Genomic DNA, 19,815 nt, shown 5'->3' on the forward strand with positions numbered 1-19,815 from the left:
GGCGTGAGAGGGGTGGGGGGAAGTGCTGGCGTGCCGTGACGTGGTGTCCGTCCTGAGCGCCGGTTCCTTCAAGCGGTCCGGCGGACCAGGCGCAGGTCGGCGTCCCCGGTGCGGGCGCCGACCCTGATGACGACGGTGTCGTTCGTCAGCGGATGCCCGGAACGCAGCAGGGCGTAGACCGTTGCGGCCAGCACGGCGGCATCACTCATGCCTCCCGTGGCGGAGACGTCGACGGACCGGCCGTCGTGCAGCCTGATCCGGCAGCCGCCGCCGTTGATCTCTGCTGCTGCGATGCGGCAGCCCGGGTAGCGGGACAGAGTGGCCGTGGCCCAGCGGTCGGCCGCGACGGTGGTCGCTGCGGGTGTCTCGCAAACCAGGACCGAGGCGCTCTCCGGCAGCCTTCGGTCCCGTTCCCGGTCGCTGCAGGACAGGTGGCGGAACGTGCCGTCGGCGCCATCGGGTTCACCGCTGCTGGCGACGTCAGTGATGGTGCCGTCCATGGTGGCGTCGTTCGCGGTGGTGAAGTGGGCGACGACAGCGGGGGCGCGCCGCACGGTCACCTGTGGGCCGGCGGGCGTATCGGACACCTGGGTGGTGACGAATACCGCGGTGACGTCCGGCTGTTGGTCTGCCGGAAGCGGGTCATCCGGGGCGAGGCGGGGGAGGGGGGAGAGCGGTTCGGGGAGAGCGAGACGAAGGAGGTCGTAGACCGCCGTGCGCAGGCGGTGCAGGGCGTACCCCGGCGGCACAAGTGCACGGTCACCGAGAGCCGTCAGCGGATTGGCCCCTTTGCTGTCCGGAGCGGCGTCGGCAAGTGTCCGCTCGATCTGCGGGCGCAGCGGGACATCGGCGGCGAGCAGGGGTGCGAGACGGCCCAGTTCTGCCATGGGGGTGTCGGGCACGGCCTCGTCGCCGCCGAAGGCTCCGAGCAGCAGGGGCTTGCCGAGCGCGGCGCCGTAGAACGTCACGGAGCCGTGGTCGCCGATCAGGAGATCGCTGGCGAGCAGGGTCGCCTGCCAGCCGTCCGTCGGCGGGATACGCAGCAAACCGGCGTCCAGAGCGGAGCTCAGCACCGAGCGGAGCTGGTAAGTGCCGTGTGCCGCAACGATGTTGGGGTGGGTGACCAGCGCGACGGCGTATTCGTCCATCGGGAGTTCCGCGAGCAGGCGCGCGGGAAGGGAGGGATCACGGCCGAGGAGGGACCGGTCGCGCCAGGTCGAGCTGAGCATGATGAGACGGCGGTCGCCCCGGACACCGAGGGCCGCACGGTAGGTGTCGCGGAGTTCCTGCCCGTTGATCAGCATGTCGTGACAGGGGTCGCCGACGAGGAGGGTACAGCCTGCTGTCGAAGGGTGGGCGGCGGCCAACTGGGCGGCCTGATCGGGGTGCGAGACGGCGATCCGCGCGCGGCCGCTGCGCAGCAGGGCGTCCGGCACGACTCCGGCGAGGCGGTCCTGGTCGCTCCGGGAGTCGGGGACGACCTTGTGGAACCCGACGCCGTGCGGAAGGACGAGGACGGGGGCAGTATGCCCCTCGACGACGAGGTCGGCGTTCTCGGAAGCCGTGATGATCAGGTCGGGGGCGAGGTGGGGGAACTGGTGCCAGGGCAGTATCCGTGCGCCGACGGTGCGGGCGAGGTCGTGAACTCCGTCGTTGAAGGCGGAGGTGGGGTCGAACGCGAAGACCAGGTCCACGCGCGGATCGTCGCGGAACACGGGGCCGAGCACATCGAGGACCCGGACGGTCGAGGTGACGGTCCGGGCGACGACCACTACGGTCCGCTCGCCGGGGAACGTACGCCAGCGGTCGGGGTCCGGGCCGACGGGCACCCGCAGCGCGGGTATCAGACCGTGGCTGGTGTCCCGGCCGGCCGCGCACGCACAGCCGTCAGCGGTTCGCGGTTCGCGGTTCGCGGTTCGCGGTTCGCGGTTCGCGGTTCGCGGTTCGCGGTTCGCGGTTCGCGGTTCGCGGTTCGCGGTTCGCGGTTCGCGGTCAGGTTGCGATTAGCGTGTCTCACCGGTGAGCGCAACCCCTGTCCTGATCAGCTTTCTTTGTCGGCTCACCACCGTAATTCAGGCGCCGCGGGCCGTGGCGGCCAGGCCCGCTGAGGGCTCCCTTCGGCCGGAGGGAGCGAGGAGGCCGGGCCCGGCCGCACGGAGCGGCCGGAAGGGAGCTGACGCGCGGCCGTGGGTCAGTGTGTGGGCCACGGGCGGCGGCCCTGGCAAGGCCATCTGTCCGCCGGAGCCGATGAGTCGGGGCCGGGCGGCGGAGCGGCGGCGGACCGGGAATCGGACTGCGGATCCGGACATGTCCCCGGCGCGGGCGTCCCTGACGGCCGGTCCGGGGGTGCCGCATTCTCCGTGGAATCGTGGTTGACCTGCGGCGCCTCGGGGAGCGGCGCTGTGGGTGAGGCGGGCCCAGCCGGGTCACCCGGGGCGCCCAGGTCACCCGGGCCGCCCGGCAGCGCAGTCGACGGCAGCGGCGTCGACAGTGGCGGCGTGATCAGCGGCCGGGGTGAGACGGCCGGCAGCAGGCCGTGGACCGGTGAGGGGCGCAGCGGGCGCGTCGGCGGTGAGGCCGGGTCGGGGAAGGCGGTGGACCGGCCGGCGGTGTGCAGCATGCGATGCACGGAATCGTGGGTGAGCCGGTTGGCGGCCGAAGGGCGCGGCCCCGTGGCGCCCGGGTAGCGGATGTCCCGCTCGGCGACGAGCGACCATGGAGCCTGGACGAGGCGGCCGATGCCGCGCTGCAGGCTGCGCGCCAGTGCCGGATCGTCCAGGCCGTGCCGGCGCAACACGTCGCGCAGTGCGACGGCTTGGCGGGCGGCAGTCGGCAGCCCCTGGCCGTAGGTGGGGTTGAAGGCCGCCACGGCGTCGCCCAGCGCCACGAAGCCCGTGGGCCAGGACTCCAGCTGTTCGTAGTGGCGCCGGCGGTTGACCGTTTCGTGGGAGAGCCGTACCTCGCTCAACGGCTCCGCGCCGGCGATGAGTTCGCCGATTGTGCCGTCACACATGCCACGGGCGAACGGCACGAACCGGTCGGCGTGCTGGGACGGGCGTCCCCCGAGGATGCCCGTCAGCGTCACCAGCCAGCTCCCGTCCTCGATCGGGACCAGCGTCGCGGACTGCCCCGGGGTGGGCCCTTCCGGATCCGAGCCGGTGGTGAGCACAGGGTCAGCGCTGCCGTCCGGGGCCCGGAAGATCCTGGTCGCAGCGGTGAGGCCGGCGTCCACGACCTCTTCGCGGACATCCGGCAGGCCGAGGGCGGCCAGCCGCTCGGGTGTCTTGGAGCCCCTGCCGGTGGCATCGACGACCAGATCGGCGTCCAGTCGCCGGGCCTCGCCGGTGAGGGCGTCCCGGACCCGCACGCCGGTGACGTCCTCCGGGGTGCCCGTCAGGCCCTCGGCCTCGGTCTCGTCGAGGACGGTGACTCCGGGGAGAGCCAGCACCCGCTCCCGGATGACCCGGTCGAGCAGGTCGCGGGAGCAGGAGATGAGGTGCTCGGACGGGGTCCGGCGGCGGGCCCGGCCCGCTACGGGCGGAAGGGGGAACTCCGGCGGTAGCGGCAGCTTGAGGGCGCCAGCGGCCAGCCAGCACTCCGTGATGCCCGGCAGCAGGCTCTCGACCACGCCGGCCCCGGTCGTCGTCAGCAGATGCGCCCGCCGGGGGTGCGGGAGGACCCGGCAGGGCACCCGGGTGCGGGGCATCATCTCCCGTTCCACGATGACCACATCGGCGTCGTCGGACAGCGCCGCGGCGGCGAGCAGGCCCGTGAATCCACCGCCCAATACCACGGCGAGATGCGGATGGGTGAACTGGAGCCCGCTGCTGCTCGTACCGCTCGACGTGTTCATGGGCAGCCTCTTTCTCGGCGTGGGCGCGCGGCTCCCGGGCGTGCGCGGGCCGCCTCCAGGAAGGGCGGCACCGCGACCGGGCGGGTCCGTCGGCGCGCGGCGGCGATGACGGCATCGGTGGCGGCCGTGAACGAGGCCGACCACGCCGGGAGGATCGCGGTGGCGGTCCGTAACAGGCGCAGCTGCGCCGGTATCAGCGGCTCCGCCAGTTGAAGGTCTTGGCACGCCGGAGCGAAGGCCGGTACGCCCTCGCCGGATTTCCGCATCATGACTCCCCCTCAGCCTGTGCACGCCCCGCCGCCCGAGCGGCCGTGCGCCCCGCCATCCGCCCGTCACACATGCGGTGGGCGGGCGCCTCCGCCTCGCGGAGCGCGCGCAGCCCCGGGGAGCGCGGCCGTCACATCCTGTCGACGGTGGACACGACTCCGGATCGTAGGGCGCGGAGATCACATGCGGTACCCGGAAATGTCCGAGGGGCAAACGGGAGCCACCCCGCGGATACCCACGCGTAGATCTGATGCAAGACGATGCAATGGGTGGAAAACGTGTGGGTGCTTTCTCGCGACGTGAGAAAGCCTGCCGGAGATGCTCGCCCGACGCGGCACAACGAAGCTGGAAACCGACCGGGGTTGGCGTGAAATGGTCGGGAGCCTCCGGGAACACAGCTCCCATGCCTACCCTGTGCGGGCACAGCACCGGAGACCCAGGGGGAGAGTCGTGCGCGCGATTGTGATGCGGGAGTTCGGCGGCCCGGATGTGCTGAGGGTCACAGACGTTCCCGATCCCGAGCCCCGGTCCGGCCACGCGAGGGTCGACGTCACCCTGGCCGGCATCAACTACGCGGATGTGCACGTACGGGGAAACACCTACCTGGCGCCCGTGGACCTGCCCTACATCCCCGGCAACGAGGTCGTGGGGACGGTGGACGGCGGCCGACGGGTGGCCGGGCTGACCCGGGGCGGTGGCTATGCCGAGCGGGCCATGGTGCACCGCCGCGTCACCTGGGACATTCCCGACGGCATCAGCGACGCCCAGGCCGTCGCGCTGGTCCTGCAGGGCAACAGCGCCTGGCATCTCCTGTTCACCGTGCTGCGGCTCACTGCCGGTGAGACCGTCGTCGTCCCGGCCGCAGCCGGCGGGCTCGGCTCGCTGGCGGTACAGCTCGCCGCGCAGGCCGGCGCCAAGGTCATCGGGCTGGCCGGCTCGGAGGAGAAGCGCAAGCTGGCCCTGGAATTGGGCGCCCACGCGGTGGTCGACTCGACCGCCGAGGATCTGACCGAGCGCATCCTGGAAGCGGCGGGCGGGCCGGTTCAGACAGCGCTGGAGATGACCGGCGGCGCCACCTTCGCGCAGACGCTCGCCACCGTCGCGCCGCGCGGCAGGCTCGCGGTCTACGGCTACGCGGGCGGCGACATGGCGAGCGTACCCACCCGTTACCTGATGGAACGCTCCCTCACCGTCTCGGGCTTCTGGCTGCCGCAGCTCTACACCGACCGCACGGCCCTGCCGACCTCCATGCGGGCGCTGTTCGACGCGGTCGCGGCAGGCTCGCTCACCCCGCTGACCGGCGCCGCGTACGCGCTCGACCAGGCGGCGCAGGCCCACCGCGACCTGGCGGCCCGCACCCCGACCGGGAAACTCATGATCGACGTCGCCCGCTGATCCGCCGGTCCGGGCCGGCGCAGGGGCGCCCGTGGACGGTCCGGGAGGCCGCTGCGGAGAGCCACCGCGGGGCCCGTGGGCGGGGGACGTGCCGGCCGGCACCGGAATTGCCGTGCGTCTTCGGGCGCTGATCACTGTCAGGGGAGAGAGCACACGATGGGCAACACGACAGCGTCGGAAGCCGCCGCGACCGCCACCACCTCCGCAGTCCCGCACGCGGCGACGGGAACCCATGGGCGGGCGAAGCCCACGGGCCGGCCGCCCAGAGCCGCCGGCGCAGCGCCCCGTACGTCGGGATCCAGCCATGCCGAGCGGGTCTTCCTCGTCCAGACGGCCTTCGCCGAACTCGGCGGATCCGCCCACGGACCGGGCGAAATCGCCGACTTCACCGGGCTGGACGACTCCGTCGTCTACCGCATCCTGCAGTCCGGGGTCTACCAGCGGAGCTTCGAGCGGGTGGACCGGGGGCTCTACCGGCTGCGCGCCTCCGCGGCCCAACTGGCCTTCACCGCACTCGACCACCGTCTCGACGGGGCGACCTCGCAGACCGTGCTCCGTGAGCTGCGGCGGGCCACCGACGACGGGCTGGCGTTCCTCTACATGGTGGCGCCGTTCTCCGGGGCCCAACGGCAGTGCGTCGACATGGCGGTCGGTGACTCCGACCTCGCCGAACTGAGCATGACGCCCCGCGATGTGCTGTCCGTGACGCGCTCGCTGCGCACCGGCGCCTCCGGACGGGCGATCCTTGCCTACCTGCCCGGCGTGCTCCAGCAGCGGGTACTGGCCGAACCCGTCCCCGACCAGGCAGGGCCCGGGGTCTTCAGCAACAACGACGCCCTGCTGACCTCTCTGGCCGAGGTCCGCGACCTGGGCTGCGCACTCGGCTACGAGGAGTGCATGGTCGGCTGGAACTCCTGCGCGGCGCCGATCATGTGGGACGGCGCCGTCATGGGGGCCGTGCTGCTGCTCAGGCGCAAGTCCGTGATGCCGGTGGTGCCGGAGCACGTGATCGAGGCGACGAAGGAGGCGGCGGCCGAACTCAGCCGCTACGGAGCCGCCGGCCCGACGGCCGACCGGGCCTGACACGCGGGTACACGAACCAGCCCGTCCCCGGGCCGGGACACGGCACGGTACGACGGCGTACGGTCGACAGGCTGCCGCGCGGGCGGGGGCACGGGGGCGGGGACAAGGGGCAGTGATGGACGCAGAGTTGACGGCGCTCGCGGCGGCGGGCGCGACGACGCTGGTACAGCAGATGGCGACGGAGGGCTGGACGCAGGCACGTCGGCGGGTGGCCGCCTTCCTCGCCCGGCGTCGGGGGACGGCCGACGAAGAGGCCCTCGAAGGCGAGCTGGAGGCATCGCGTGCCGATGTCGCCGCCGCGCGGGAGACGGGCGACGCGGACGAGGTGGAGGACGTGACCGCTGCCTGGCGGGTACGACTGCGCCGCCTGCTGCGCGACGATCCGCAGGCCGCCGCGGAACTGCGCTCCCTGCTGGACGAACTGCGGCCGGAGGGGGGCCGGGAGACGGTACGGGAGGTGCACAACACCATCAACGGCGGCGTACACCACGGCACGGTCATCCAGGCCGGGGTGATCTCCGGCTCCCGCAGCGACGGATCCCTGCCCCGCTGACGCCCGGCGCCGCGCACCCCGCCGCCGTGCACAATGGCGGGGTGCGGCTCCAAGCGATCACCTGGGAACGGCTGACCGATGCGCTCGCCGAACGCATCATCGCGACCACGGCGCAGGACGGCAGCCCCTGGCTCCGGGTCGCCGTCGACGGTGCTCCCGCCGCGGCCCCGCAGGACCTGGCAGCCCGGCTGACCGAGGCGCTGCGGCTGCGCGGCCGCGCCGTGCACCGGGCCGGCGCGTACGGCTTCCTGCGCCCCGCCTCCCTGCGCCTGGAATACGGGCGGGAGGATCCGGACGCCTACCACGACGAGTGGTTCGACCGGCAGGCACTGTGGCGAGAGGTGTTCCAGCCGCTGGACCCGGGCGGCACCGGGCGCGTCCTGCCGGACCTCTGGGATCCGCAGACCGATCGGGCCACCCGCAGCGGGTACGTGGAACTGCCGCCGGGCGGAGTGCTGGTGCTGCACGGTCCCTTGCTGCTCGGTCACTGGTTTCCCTTCGATCTCGCGGTGCACCTGAAACTCTCCGGAGCTGCGCTCGCCCGCCGCACCCCGGAGCGCGAGCGCTGGACCCTGCCGGCCTTCGCGCGCTACGAGAGCGAGACCCGGCCCGATGAGGCCGCTGACGTCGTCGTACGGGCGGACGATCAGAGCCGCCCCGCCTGGAACGGGACGGCCTGAAAGCGGCCGCCCCGGCAGGCGGGAGGCAGACGTTCGGTGGGCTGCGGCGGGCTCAGACGAGCTGCCTGATCTCGCCCCGGACGCGGTAGAACCCGCCGGAGGCTGCCGCGAGGTCATCGACCACGTAGCGCACCCCCGGGCGGCGTATGTGCCGCGGGAACTGGACGTTCCACGAGGGTTCGTAGCCCTCGGAGACGACGTGCACCCGCAGCCGGCCGTTCTCCTGGACGCACTCCACGACAATCCCCGATGCGGCCGCCGGAGTCACCGTCTGCACGGCGGCCGACGGGGTGTAAGTGGGCAGCGCGGCAGCCGACTTGACGTCCCGGGCCACCGGCACCGTTCCCGAACGGGCCGCGGCGATGGCCGCGTCGCTCGCGTCCACGCACACCAGCGACCCGTCGGTGGTCACCATGTAGAGCTTCTCGTCGAGGTACTGCATGGACAGGGCGGAGCCGCCTCCGGTGCCCAGCTTCCACAGCCGGGTGCCGTCCGCGTCGAAGCAGTACACCGAGGAGGCCGAGTCACCGGCGAAGACGTAGCGCCCGCCGGGGGCGGTGGCGCAGGAATAGACGACGGTGTCGCACGGGTAGCTGGCCTCCAGCGCGCCGTTGCCCTTCGCCAGCCGCTGCACCACCCGGCGGTCGGTACCGGCGTACACCGAGTCGTCCTCCTGCCAGCCGAACAGCACCGCACCCTGGGTCGGCGTGTGCCACAACTCCCGGCTGCCGTCGGCGGCGTACGCCGTCACCCCGCGTCCGTGACCGTGGTAGACCGCGTGCCCGTCGCGCCGCACCATCCAGGCGTTGCTGCCCGCGCTGCGCCGGGACCACTGGTACTCGTCCTCGTGGTCGATGACGGTCAGCCCGCCGTTGCGGTCGGCGACGTTGAGGATGCCCTCGCGGATGTCCAGCCAGAAGATGTCGACATCCGGGGCGATGGCGTAGGCGGCGAACGGCAGTTTCGACGAGAGGTCGTACACCGTGCCGTCGTCGCATCCCGCGTAGATCCAGAAGTCGTCGGCGACCAGGCACTTGACACCCGCCGGGAGCTGATAGCGCGCCAGTACCTCGCCGTCGTGTCCGAGGGTGTGCACGTCGCCGTTCTGGTTGCCGACCCAGCAGCGGTCCTCCGCGATGTGGATCCCGAAGGCCGCGGCACCCGTACGGAACCGCCACAGCACCGGCGCCACCGCGCGCGCCGTCGACGGGGCGGAGGTGACCTGGCGGCGGGTCACCGGGCGGGCCGCGCGGCCGCCGCGGACGGCCGGCGCGTAGCCCTTGCGGACCTTCTCGCCGATCTTCTTGGCGGCCGCCGCCTGTGCCTTCTCCGCGGTCGGGAACGTCGAATTCTGCTGCTGGCCGGCCGCGCCGATCCGGCCGTAACGGACCGAAACGGCAGTGCCCCACACCGACACCTCGTAGAACTTGTGCGCTCCGCCGTCCTCTTGGGACAGTTCCAGATACGTCGTGGTCTCGGACATGGCGATCCCCTCCCCGGGCGGCCCCTGCGACCTTCCCCCGCTGCTGAAAACCGTACGACCCACCACTGACAACGGGCCGCTGACCAGCAGTCACCGGCTCGCGGATCAGGGCGGATACGGCGATTCGCGCGCTGCGTCGCAGCTCCGGTCCCGCGCCGGCAGGACATCCGGTGCCCGTGGCGGCGGCTCGCGGGCGGCCCGTTAGCGTGAGCCCCATGACGACTTCTTTCTCCGCAGGCGACGGGACGGCGCTGCCGGGCAGCCAAGGGGCAGGCGCGACAACGGAGGCTCTGCCGCGGACCGTCGGCGCCGTCCGGACGTCCTACGCGCAGGACCCGGACGGCGACCCGGACCCCGGCGAGATCGTGTGGACCTGGGTGCCCTACGAGGAGAACGACGGCCGGGGCAAGGACCGCCCGGTGCTGGTCGTCGCCCGGGAAGCGGCCGGGACGCTGCTGGCCGTGCAGCTGTCCAGCAAGCGGCACGACCAGGACAGGGAGTGGGTCGCTCTCGGGACCGGGCCGTGGGACCGGGCGGGCCGGGACTCGTGGGTCGACCTCGACCGGGTCCTGCGGGTACACCCCAAGGGCATGCGCCGGGAAGCCTGTGCGCTGGACCGGGACCGTTTCGGTCTTGTGGCGCAGCGGCTGCGGGAACGGTACGGCTGGCGCTGAGCCGCGTCGCACGGCCGGCGGCCCGGCCACTACCGGGCGCCGCGCGCGGTCAGGCGTCGGCCAGGGCCAGGATCTTGTTGACCGTGTTCCAGTTGCGGGCGGTGGCCGTGACGCCGAGAGGAGCCCGGCTCACCGCGCCGGCGAGCTTGGAGTGGCCGATGCCGTCGGGGCACCAGAGATACAGTTCGCGGCCGATCAGGCGGAAGCGGTCGGGAGCGTAGGAGCCGAGGTCGAGCGCCTCCAGCCGGGACACGTCGGCGGGCACGTCCGAGAGGAACGTGACGTGCAGGCTCTTGGGCGCCGCCACGGCCTGCGGATACGGATTCGCCGCCACGGCGGCGGCGAACTCGTCCCGCGTCCGGACGATGACGGGTACCGCAAGACCCAGATCGGCGGAGATCCGGTCCTGGATGACCCGTGCGGTCTCCTCGGGAGGGGTGCCGGGATCGGCGAAGACGATGTTGCCCGTCTGCAGAAGAACGGACACCCCCCGGAACCCCAGGGCCTCCGCCAGCGCCTGCTGCCCGGCCTTCGGGAAGGAATTGTGGCCCCCGACGTTGATGCCGCGGAGCAGCGCGATCTGGCGGGACATGGCGGTGGCCTTTCGTGCGCCGCATGCGGCCGGGCGGGGATCAGAACAGGGGAGCGGGAAGCACCCCCTCAAGCGCCAGCAGCAGGCGCTTGATCTCCAGGCCGCCGCTGAAACCGCCGATGCCTCCGTCGCTGGCCACCACCCGATGACAAGGGACGACGACAGGCAGCGGATTGGAACCCATCGCCGCACCCACCACACGGGCCGCCCCCGGCTCCCCGACCCGGTCGGCGAGGTCCTGATAGCCGACGACGCTGCCGTACGGCACGCCGACGGTCAGCGCGTGCAGCACACGGGCGTGGAACCCGGAGGAGAGCGACCAGTCCAGCGGCACTGTGAAGGCTCTGAGTTCGCCGGCGAAGTAGGCGGTCAGCTCCGCCGTGGCCGTGGCCAGATGCGGCGTCTCCGGGAGCGGGGCCGAACCGAAGATCCCCTCCAGGCGGGCCCGCTCGCGCCGGGAAGCCCGCTCGTCGGCGTGGAAGAGGACCCTGGCCAGCCCCTCGTCCGTAGCGGCGAGCAGCACGAGGCCGACAGGCGTGTCCAGCCGTCCCCAGGCCCACTCGCGCCGCTGTACGTCCTGCTCTGCATTCGTCACGTGGTCAGCCTAGGGCGCACCACCGACAACGCGGTGGCGAGCGGGCCGGAAAGGATGATCAGGGCCCGCCGGTCACCGCGTTCCGTGCTCAGCTGCTGTGCTTCCGCAAGGCGCTGCGGACCATGTCGGCCTTGTTGGTGATGATGCCGTCCGCGCCGGACCCGGCGAGCTTGACGGCGGCCGCCGCGTCGTCGACGGTCCAGGTGTAGACCTCCATAGGACGGCCGTGCGGGCCCTTCAGGGCGTGCACGGCGTCGATGTACGCCGGGGTCGCCGCCTTGTACGTGGGGTTGATCTGGTCGCAGAACTTGGCGTAGTCGGGCAGCTGGGCGGCGCTGGGGTTGCCGAGGAAGGCCGTCTTGATGTCCGGCCGCAGGGTGTGGACGGTCTTGATCGCGTTGCCGTTGAAGCTCTGGACGATCAGCCGGTGCTTGACGTGGTCCCGGTCGAGCCACCCTTCGTGGCGCAGCTCCCGGAGGGCCTGCAGTTCGATGCCCGGGTACAGCTCGGGAGACTTCAGCTCCAGGAGCAGCTTCTGGCCGTTGTGCGTGACCGCGTCCATGTACGCCCGGAGCGTGGGCACCCGCTCACCGGTGAACTTCGGCCCGAACCAACTGCCCGCGTCCAGCTTCTCGATCTCGTTGAGTGTGAAGTCCGCGACCTTCCACGGGGCGCGGCCGGGGAACACCTGCTCGACATTGGTCGTCCGGGTGAGCGTCGTGTCGTGCATGACGATCAGCTCGCCGTCCTTGGTGCGCTGGACGTCGTTCTCGACCCAGGTGGATCCCAGCCGGTGTGCCGTGTCGATCGAGGCGATGGTGTTCTCGGGCGCGTAGGTGGGGGCGCCGCGGTGCGCGACCGTCACCGTTTTGTGGTGGCCGGCCGTGGCCTGTGCGGTGGCTGGAGAGAGGACGAACGCTGACAGACCCATGAGCGCACCGGTGAGGACGGTGGCAACGGGGCGAAGACGCATACGGACTCCTCAGGACGTCGTGGACGTGAGCTGGCGTGATGCGGCCCGAACCGGTCGGATGGGCAGAGGTTCGCAGCCGGGCGGTACCGGTAGACAGGCGAGGGATGGACAGGAATTGAACGAGAAGTGGCCGGTGTTCCGTGTTTGCTGATCGTGGTGAAGGGATGCCCGGAATCGCCGTGCAACAGACGAACGCTCCGGTGCCGTCCAACTTGCCGGAGCCGCGGCGAGCCTGCATCTCGGCCGACGGATCGTCACCCCTCGTGCTTCTGAACGGTTTTGGCCTTGCCGGTCATCCGGAGTGAGCGCTTCCGGCACTGTGCGTGCGCGGGGCGGCGGCCGGGTGCGGGCGGACGCGGCGGCCGGCACGGCACGGTCCGGCGCACGGAAGGCGGCCGGCGCCGTGAACGGACGATGAGACGGACGATGGCCGGTACGGCCCTGACCCGCGACGGGCCGGGGCCGTACCGACCTGGTCGGTTTCCCCCACGCCCGATCCGGATCAGCTCGGAGAATCCGCTGGTCGGAGGGTTTTCCCGGCCGGATGTCAGTGCCGGGTCGTACGGTGGATTCCATGCGGCCCGTATCGAAGATCGAACGCACGGTGGCGCCTTTCGAGGTCGTCAGCCCCTACCAGCCCAATGGCGACCAGCCGGCGGCCATCGCCGAGCTGGAGCAGCGCGTCCGCGGTGGTGAGAAGGACGTCGTCCTGCTGGGAGCGACCGGCACCGGCAAGTCCGCGACCACCGCGTGGATGATCGAGAAGCTGCAGCGGCCGACGCTCGTCATGGCCCCCAACAAGACGCTCGCGGCCCAGCTCGCCAACGAATTCCGCGAGCTGCTGCCCAATAACGCCGTCGAGTACTTCGTCTCCTACTACGACTACTACCAGCCCGAGGCGTACGTGCCGCAGTCCGATACGTACATCGAGAAGGACTCCTCGATCAACGAGGAGGTCGAGCGGTTGCGGCACTCCGCGACGAATTCGCTGCTCACCCGGCGGGACGTCGTGGTCGTCGCGTCGGTGTCGTGCATCTACGGCCTGGGCACGCCGCAGGAGTACGTCGACCGCATGGTGCAGCTCAAGGTCGGTGACGAGATCGACCGCGACCAGCTGCTGCGCCGGTTCGTCGACATCCAGTACACCCGCAACGACGTGGCTTTCACCCGTGGCACGTTCCGGGTGCGCGGCGACACCATCGAGATCTTCCCGGTCTACGAGGAGCTGGCCGTCCGGATCGAGATGTTCGGCGACGAGGTCGAGGCCCTTTCCACGCTCCACCCGCTGACCGGCGAGGTGATCAGCGAGGACCAGGAGCTGTACGTCTTCCCGGCCAGCCACTACATCGCGGGCCCCGAGCGCATGGAGCGGGCCATCGCCGGCATCGAGGCCGAGCTGGCGGACAGCCTGGCCACGATGGAGAAGCAGGGCAAGCACCTGGAAGCCCAGCGGCTGCGTATGCGTACGACGTACGACATCGAGATGATGCGCCAGATCGGCTCCTGTTCGGGCATCGAGAACTACTCGATGCACATGGACGGCCGCGAGCCCGGTTCCGCGCCGAACACCCTCATCGACTACTTCCCGGACGACTTCCTCCTGGTCATCGACGAATCACATGTCACCGTCCCGCAGATCGGCGCCATGTACGAGGGCGACGCCTCACGGAAGCGGACCCTGGTCGAGCACGGCTTCCGGCTGCCGTCCGCCATGGACAACCGGCCGCTGAAGTGGGAGGAGTTCCTGGGACGGATCGGCCAGACGGTCTACCTCTCCGCGACCCCCGGAAAGTATGAGCTGTCTCGGGGCGACGGATTCGTGGAGCAGATCATTCGCCCGACCGGTCTGGTGGATCCGGAGGTGGTGGTCAAGCCCACCAACGGGCAGATCGACGACCTGGTGCACGAGATCCGCACCCGGACGGACAAGAACGAACGTGTCCTGGTCACCACCCTCACCAAGAAGATGGCCGAGGACCTGACGGACTACTTCCTGGAGCTGGGGATCCAGGTCCGGTACCTGCACAGCGACGTCGACACCCTGCGGCGGGTCGAGCTGCTGCGGGAGCTGCGGGCGGGCGAGTACGACGTCCTGGTGGGCATCAACCTGCTGCGTGAGGGCCTCGACCTTCCCGAGGTTTCCCTTGTCGCCATCCTGGACGCCGACAAGGAGGGCTTCCTGCGGTCCGGATCGGCCCTCATCCAGACCATCGGGCGTGCAGCGCGCAACGTCTCCGGCCAGGTGCACATGTACGCCGACAAGATCACCCCGGCGATGGAGCGGGCGATCGACGAGACCAACCGCCGCCGGGAGAAGCAGCTCGCGTACAACAAGGAGAACGGCATCGATCCGCAGCCGCTCCGGAAGAAGATCGGCGACATCGTGGCGACCATCGCGCGCGAGGAGATCGACACCCAGGAGCTGTTGGGCACCGGGTACCGCAAGGGCGGTGACGGGGCGGAGGGCAAGGCCAAGGCTCCCGTCCCGGCGCTCGGAGGCAAGCCGGCGAAGGGGCAGGCCGCCAAGAGCGGCAAGGCAGGCGCGCAACTGACGGACCGGCCGGCGGCCGAACTGGCCGAGCTGATCGAGGAGATGACGGAGCGGATGCGGGCAGCGGCGGCCGAGTTGCAGTTCGAGGTGGCGGCACGGCTGCGCGACGAAGTCGGGGAACTGAAGAAGGAGCTGCGGCAGATGAGGGAGGCGGGGGTCAAGTGACCGGGGCGCGGGTGCCTGCCGGGGCGACAGGCTGCCCCGGCGCTGAACGCCCGCGCCGCGATCCCGTGGGCGCCGCACCGGCGACCGCGGCATGTAGCAGAAACGCCACAAAACGCGGGGTGGGTGCGGCCACGGACCGGGCTCCTGCGTAGGGTCGGCAGGGCTGCCGGAGAGGCGGCGGGGACAGCGGGAAGCACAGAGAGGGGACGGCGCGTGTCGGTCAATTTGTCCAAGGGGCAGGGCATCAGCCTGGCGAAGTCGGACGGGGGCACCCTGACCGCGGTGCGGATGGGGCTGGGGTGGCGGTCGGCGCCGCGCCGCGGGCTCTTCGGGCGCCGCACCCGCGAGATCGATCTGGATGCATCCGCGGTGCTGTTCGCCGACAAGAACCCCATCGACGTGGTCTTCTTCCGCCACCTCATCAGCGATGACGGTTCGGTGCGCCACACCGGCGACAACCTCGTCGGCGGCGTGGGACAGGGCGGCGACGACGAGGCGATTCTGGTCGATCTGGCCCGGGTTCCGGTGCACATCGACCAGATCGTGTTCACCGTCAACTCCTTCACCGGGCAGACGTTCGCCGAGGTGGAGGACGCCTTCTGCCGGCTGGTCGACGAGACCAACGGCCAGGAGCTGGCCCGTTACACCCTCACCGGCGGCGGCGACTACACCGCGCAGATCATGTCCAAGGTGCACCGCGCGGGTTCCGGCTGGCAGATGACCGCCATCGGCGAACCCTCCAACGGCCGTACCTTTCAGGACGTCGTGCCGGCGATCCTGCCGCACCTGTAAGCACCGCGCCGCCCGGCCTTGCGGGTACTCCCGCGGAGGCCGGGCAGGGCGGCTCACGAGGCGGCACGAGACCCAGGGGGAAAAACGATGACGGCCGAGCTGGTCCGTGGGCAGAACCACCCGCTGGGCCACACCCGCGTCGAGGTCCGGATCATGGCCGGCGGGCCCGTCGTGGCCGGGGTCACGCTCGGGGACGAGCAGGGCAGGCTGCCCGGCGCCGAAGCGGTCGCGCACCCCGGGGCGCCGTCGCGCAGCGGTGTCGACGTGCCCCGCGACGCGGCGGCCGAGCAGCGCATGGCGATGGACCTGGAAGCGGTGCCCGCCGCCGTGCACCGGGTCAGCGTCCTGCTCGCGCTGCCCACAGGGGCCGCCGGGCCCGCCGGGTTCGGTGCCGCCGCCGCTCCCTCCGTCGCCGTCACGGGCCTCGACGGCACCGGCATCGCCACGTACACCCTCACCGGTCTCGGCGCCGAGACCGCCGTCGTCGCGATCGAGCTGTACCGCAGGCAGGGCGCCTGGAAGGTGCGGGCGGTGGGGCAGGGCTACGCCGGCGGGCTCGCCGCCCTGCTGCACGACCAGGGGTTGGGAGCGCCGCAGGCCGCGGAGCTGGCCGCGGTGATCGAGGAGGCGGTCGGCGCGGGTCGGGCGGCTGCCGCACCCGCGCCGTCGGCGGTGCGCAAAGGCGCAGCCCGAGGAGAACGCCGTTCCGGCCGCCCGGAAGGGGACGTGCCTCCTGTCCGGGATACTCCCTCGGGCCAGGCGGCCCCCGCAGCCCTGGGCGCCGCGTCCCCGGACGTTCTCGCGAAGGACCGGTCGAGCCCCGGTGACGGCCCCGCCGCCGGCACCCCGGGCCCTGCGGGCGGGCCGATCGACTACCGCCACCCGAAGCGCAGTTCCGCCCCGGTGTCCCCGGGTGTCCAGCCCCCGCCGGCCGCGGCTCCCGGGGCGCCGCCAGGCCAGGACGGGCCGCCCGCTCCGGTGGCCGGTGACGCGGCCGGCTGGAGCATGGACGAACGGCTCTACAACCAGGTCTGGGGCATGTTCGAGGACCTGGCACGGACGGTCGCCGCCTACCGCAGCGCCGTCGACTTCGCCGATTCCCGCAGGGAACAGGAGCTGGACGCCGTCCTCGCCGACCCGCGCAACCGTCTCGGCAGCGCGGCCGGCACCGCACGCGCGGCGGCGCGCGACCGGCACGCCCAGCTGGTCGACCGGGCGCGCGCCGCCCTCGATCGGGACCTCGCGCAGCTCGCCGCCGAATCGGACGTCGTCGAGCCTGCTCTGCCACCGGCCTACGCAGCCTGGAGCAGCCCTGTCTGGCAGGGCTACCACGCGCCGCTGGAGCGTCCGATGGCGCTGCGGCTGGGCGATCTGCACCTTCCGGAGGCCACCGGACTGCGGATTCCGATGCTGGTGCGGCTGCCCCTGGAGCGGGGCCTGTGGATCGACAGCGGCGGCGCGGTGGCGCTCCGCGAAGGTCACGACCCGGAGCGCGAGTTCGCCCGTCGTGAGCTGGGCAGCGCGCTCACGGACGGCCCGGTAGACGAGGCCGAGCGGCGCCGCCTCGCCATGAACACCGCGGTGGCCATCGCGGCGCGGCTGCTCGCCGTGCACCCGGCGGGCGAGTTCGCGGTCCAGGTCATCGACCCGGGAGGGACCGCGGCGCCCGCGCTGGCGCCCTTGTTGGAGACGGGCTCACTGTGCGCGGCCCCGGCGGCCGGGGCAGCCGGGGTGGCCGCGGTCCTGGAGACACTCACGCGGCGGGTGGATCTCGTGCAGATGGCGGTGCGCAGCCGTGCGGCGGACGCCTTGCCCGCCGATCTGGACACCGCGGAGCAGCTGCTGATCGTGCACGATTTCCCGCACGGTTTCGACGACCGCGCGGTCACTCAGCTCCGCTATCTGGCCGACGAGGGGCCTGCGGTCGGCGTGCATCTGATGATGGTCGCGGACCGTGCCCAGGCGCGGGAGTTCGGCCCCGTGCTGGACCCGTTGTGGCGTGCACTGCTGCGGATCACGCCGGTTCCCGACGCCCACCTCGCGGATCCGTGGGTCGGGCATGCCTGGACGTACGAGCCGCCGCTTGCGCCGCGAGGGAGCCAGGTGGTGCGCCATGCGCTCGGGCGGCTCGCCGAGGCCCGCCGCAGCTGACCCGATGGCCTCGGTCGAGGCCGCCCCGGCTCTTCTCTTTGACCTCCTCCACCTGCGGCTTTGCCTTTCTCTTTACTATTCCTTGGTGTTCCTTTACCCTTTGATGTGCGGAGGGGAGTATTCCTGCCACGGCGTACCCGTCATCACGGATTGCGAGTGTGACGAGATCCCGGGACGCCGGCCCGGCTCGGTGATCGTGTGATCGCGGTCCGGGTGGAAGAGACCTCCGGCAGCGACGACGCTGTACGTGCCGTACGACTCTGCCGGAGGAGCAGTGGACGTTTCCCTGACCCTGTGGGTGCTGACCATCCTCGGTCTCTGCGCCCTGATCACCGCCGATTTCTTCATCGGAGGACGCAAACCGCACGAGGTCTCCCTCAAGGAGGCCGGTATCTGGACCGGTGTCTGGATCGCGCTGGCCGCGCTCTTCGGGCTCGGGCTGCTGCTGTTCGCCGGCGGGGCCCCGGCCGGCGAGTTCTTCGCCGGCTTCATCACCGAGAAGTCGCTGAGCGTCGACAACCTCTTCGTCTTCGTCCTGATCATGGCCAAGTTCGCGGTGCCGACGATCTATCAGCAGCGCGTGCTGATGGTCGGCGTGCTGATCGCGCTCGTGCTGCGGGCCGGCTTCATCGGCGCCGGCGCCGCGATCATCGCCAACTTCTCCTGGGTGTTCTACATATTCGGCGCGTTCCTCATCTGGACCGCGTGGAAGCTGATCAAGGAAGCCCGTTCCGGCGAGGAAGACGAGGAGTTCGAGGAGAACCGCTTCCTGAAGACCGTCGAGAAGCGCTTCCCGTCGACCGACAAGTACCACGGCACCAAGCTGTTCGTCGTCGAGAACGGCAAGCGCCTGATGACGCCGATGCTGATCGTCATGCTGGCGATCGGCACCACCGACGTCCTCTTCGCGCTGGACTCCATCCCGGCGATCTTCGGCCTGACCCAGGACCCGTACATCGTCTTCACCGCCAACGCCTTTGCCCTGATGGGGCTGCGGCAGCTGTACTTCCTGATCGGCGGACTGCTCAAGAAGCTGGTCCACCTCTCGTACGGCCTGTCGGTCATCCTCGGCTTCATCGGCGTGAAGCTGGTGCTGCACGCCCTGCACGAGTCGGGGGTGGCCGTCCCGGAGATCAGTATTCCGGTCTCGCTCGGCGTCATCTGCGCCGTGCTGGTCGTCACCACGATCACCAGCCTGTGGGCGTCCAAGAAGCAGGCGGCCGAGGCGGAGTCCAAGGACCGCGCGAGCGCCTGACGGCCGTCCGCGGCCTGCGGCCCGCCGCCGAACGGACATCGGGTCGCGCTCCTCCTCGGAGCGCGACCCGACGCGTGTCCGTGCCCGCGGGTGTTACCAGCCGCGCTCGCGCCACTCGGCGAGGTGCGGCCGCTCCGTACCGAGCGTGGTGTCCTTGCCGTGCCCCGGGTAGACCCAGGTCTCGTCGGGCAGCTGGTCGAAGAGCTTGGTCTGGACGCCGTCGATCAGACTGCCGAAGTTCTCGGCGCTGCCCCAGGTGTTGCCGACGCCACCGGGGAACAGGCAGTCCCCGGTGAACAGATGCGGGGCGCCGTGCGGGTCGTCGTAGACCAGCGCGATGCTGCCGGGGGTGTGGCCGACGAGGTGGCGGGCGGTCAGTTCGACATGGCCGACGGTCACCGTGTCGCCGTCCTCGACGAGCACGTCCGTGGGGACCGGGATGCCCTCCGCGTCGTGCCGCCCCGCGTACGTCCGGGCCCCCGTCGCATCGACCACCTCGCGCAGCGCGCCCCAGTGGTCACCGTGCCGGTGCGTGGTGACCACGGACGCGATGCCGCTGTCGCCGATCAAGGAGAGGAGGGTGTGCGGCTCGGCCGCCGCGTCGATCAGCAGCTGCTCGTCGGTCGCCCGGCAGCGCAGTACGTAGGCGTTGTTGTTCGTCGGGCCGACCGCGACCTTCGAGATCATCAGGTCGGTCAATTCGTGCACGTCGGCCGGTCCGCCGACCTTCACTGCTCCGCTGTAGCCCATGAG

General features: G+C 71.4%; 16 protein-coding genes. 9 read left to right on the forward strand and 7 right to left on the reverse strand.

What is annotated here, in order from left to right:
• Positions 1–68 precede the first annotated feature (68 nt).
• Together LIU39_RS07230 and LIU39_RS07235 are read right to left on the reverse strand one after the other, a co-directional pair.
• Complete coding sequence (locus LIU39_RS07230; protein WP_227045733.1) at positions 69–1,829, reverse strand: CDP-glycerol glycerophosphotransferase family protein; 1,761 nt, start codon at positions 1,827–1,829, stop codon at positions 69–71.
• 362 nt (positions 1,830–2,191) lie between these two features.
• Complete coding sequence (locus tag LIU39_RS07235) at positions 2,192–3,853, reverse strand: NAD(P)/FAD-dependent oxidoreductase (RefSeq protein WP_227045734.1); 1,662 nt, start codon at positions 3,851–3,853, stop codon at positions 2,192–2,194.
• 717 nt (positions 3,854–4,570) lie between these two features.
• On the opposite strand from LIU39_RS07235, the gene LIU39_RS07240 reads away from it, so the two are divergent.
• From LIU39_RS07240 to LIU39_RS07255, 4 genes are all read left to right on the forward strand, one after another.
• Positions 4,571–5,515, forward strand: coding sequence for a quinone oxidoreductase family protein (locus LIU39_RS07240; protein ID WP_227045735.1), 945 nt, complete (start codon positions 4,571–4,573; stop codon positions 5,513–5,515).
• 156 nt (positions 5,516–5,671) lie between these two features.
• Positions 5,672–6,598: an IclR family transcriptional regulator domain-containing protein gene (locus LIU39_RS07245; RefSeq protein ID WP_227045736.1), complete on the forward strand. Its 927-nt coding sequence runs from the start codon at positions 5,672–5,674 to the stop codon at positions 6,596–6,598.
• A gap of 115 nt (positions 6,599–6,713) precedes the next feature.
• The gene (locus tag LIU39_RS07250) at positions 6,714–7,151 is read left to right on the forward strand and encodes a hypothetical protein (protein WP_227045737.1); all 438 of its coding nucleotides are present in this window, start codon (positions 6,714–6,716) and stop codon (positions 7,149–7,151) included.
• Positions 7,152–7,192: 41 nt separating this feature from the next.
• Positions 7,193–7,831 (forward strand): nucleoside/nucleotide kinase family protein, encoded by a 639-nt coding sequence (locus tag LIU39_RS07255; protein ID WP_227045738.1) that lies wholly within the window; start codon positions 7,193–7,195, stop codon positions 7,829–7,831.
• A 52-nt stretch (positions 7,832–7,883) separates the two neighbouring features.
• Here LIU39_RS07255 and LIU39_RS07260 read toward each other — a convergent pair whose 3' ends face one another.
• Positions 7,884–9,314, reverse strand: a complete 1,431-nt coding sequence (locus LIU39_RS07260; protein WP_227045739.1) for a WGR domain-containing protein — start codon at positions 9,312–9,314, stop codon at positions 7,884–7,886.
• A gap of 215 nt (positions 9,315–9,529) precedes the next feature.
• Between LIU39_RS07260 and LIU39_RS07265 the strand changes: the two genes are divergently transcribed.
• On the forward strand, positions 9,530–9,988 hold the full coding sequence (locus LIU39_RS07265) for a type II toxin-antitoxin system PemK/MazF family toxin (RefSeq protein WP_227045740.1): 459 nt from the start codon (positions 9,530–9,532) through the stop codon (positions 9,986–9,988).
• 49 nt (positions 9,989–10,037) lie between these two features.
• On the opposite strand, the gene LIU39_RS07270 is transcribed toward LIU39_RS07265, so the two are convergent.
• The 3 genes from LIU39_RS07270 to LIU39_RS07280 all read right to left on the reverse strand — a co-directional run bounded on the left by LIU39_RS07270 (position 10,038) and on the right by LIU39_RS07280 (position 12,148).
• Positions 10,038–10,580, reverse strand: coding sequence for a DUF1697 domain-containing protein (locus tag LIU39_RS07270; protein ID WP_227045741.1), 543 nt, complete (start codon positions 10,578–10,580; stop codon positions 10,038–10,040).
• 40 nt (positions 10,581–10,620) lie between these two features.
• The gene (locus LIU39_RS07275; RefSeq protein WP_227045742.1) at positions 10,621–11,175 is read right to left on the reverse strand and encodes a methylated-DNA--[protein]-cysteine S-methyltransferase; all 555 of its coding nucleotides are present in this window, start codon (positions 11,173–11,175) and stop codon (positions 10,621–10,623) included.
• Positions 11,176–11,263: 88 nt separating this feature from the next.
• A complete protein-coding gene (locus LIU39_RS07280; RefSeq protein ID WP_227045743.1) occupies positions 11,264–12,148 on the reverse strand; it encodes a glycerophosphodiester phosphodiesterase in 885 nt (294 codons plus the stop codon).
• A 574-nt stretch (positions 12,149–12,722) separates the two neighbouring features.
• On the opposite strand from LIU39_RS07280, the gene uvrB reads away from it, so the two are divergent.
• The 4 genes from uvrB to LIU39_RS07300 all read left to right on the forward strand — a co-directional run bounded on the left by uvrB (position 12,723) and on the right by LIU39_RS07300 (position 19,062).
• Positions 12,723–14,864 (forward strand): excinuclease ABC subunit UvrB, encoded by a 2,142-nt coding sequence (gene uvrB, locus LIU39_RS07285; RefSeq protein WP_227045744.1) that lies wholly within the window; start codon positions 12,723–12,725, stop codon positions 14,862–14,864.
• Between the two features lie 213 nt (positions 14,865–15,077).
• Entirely contained in the window at positions 15,078–15,656 is a 579-nt protein-coding gene (locus LIU39_RS07290) for a TerD family protein (RefSeq protein WP_227045745.1), read from the forward strand.
• 87 nt (positions 15,657–15,743) lie between these two features.
• Positions 15,744–17,807, forward strand: coding sequence for a TerD family protein (locus tag LIU39_RS07295; RefSeq protein ID WP_227045746.1), 2,064 nt, complete (start codon positions 15,744–15,746; stop codon positions 17,805–17,807).
• Between the two features lie 274 nt (positions 17,808–18,081).
• Positions 18,082–19,062 (forward strand): TerC family protein, encoded by a 981-nt coding sequence (locus LIU39_RS07300; protein ID WP_227045747.1) that lies wholly within the window; start codon positions 18,082–18,084, stop codon positions 19,060–19,062.
• A gap of 93 nt (positions 19,063–19,155) precedes the next feature.
• On the opposite strand, the gene LIU39_RS07305 is transcribed toward LIU39_RS07300, so the two are convergent.
• Entirely contained in the window at positions 19,156–19,812 is a 657-nt protein-coding gene (locus LIU39_RS07305; protein ID WP_227045748.1) for an MBL fold metallo-hydrolase, read from the reverse strand.
• Positions 19,813–19,815: the final 3 nt, after the last annotated feature.

Origin of the sequence: Streptomyces pinistramenti (assembly GCF_020564935.1) — a bacterium.
GTDB lineage: Bacteria > Actinomycetota > Actinomycetes > Streptomycetales > Streptomycetaceae > Streptomyces > Streptomyces pinistramenti.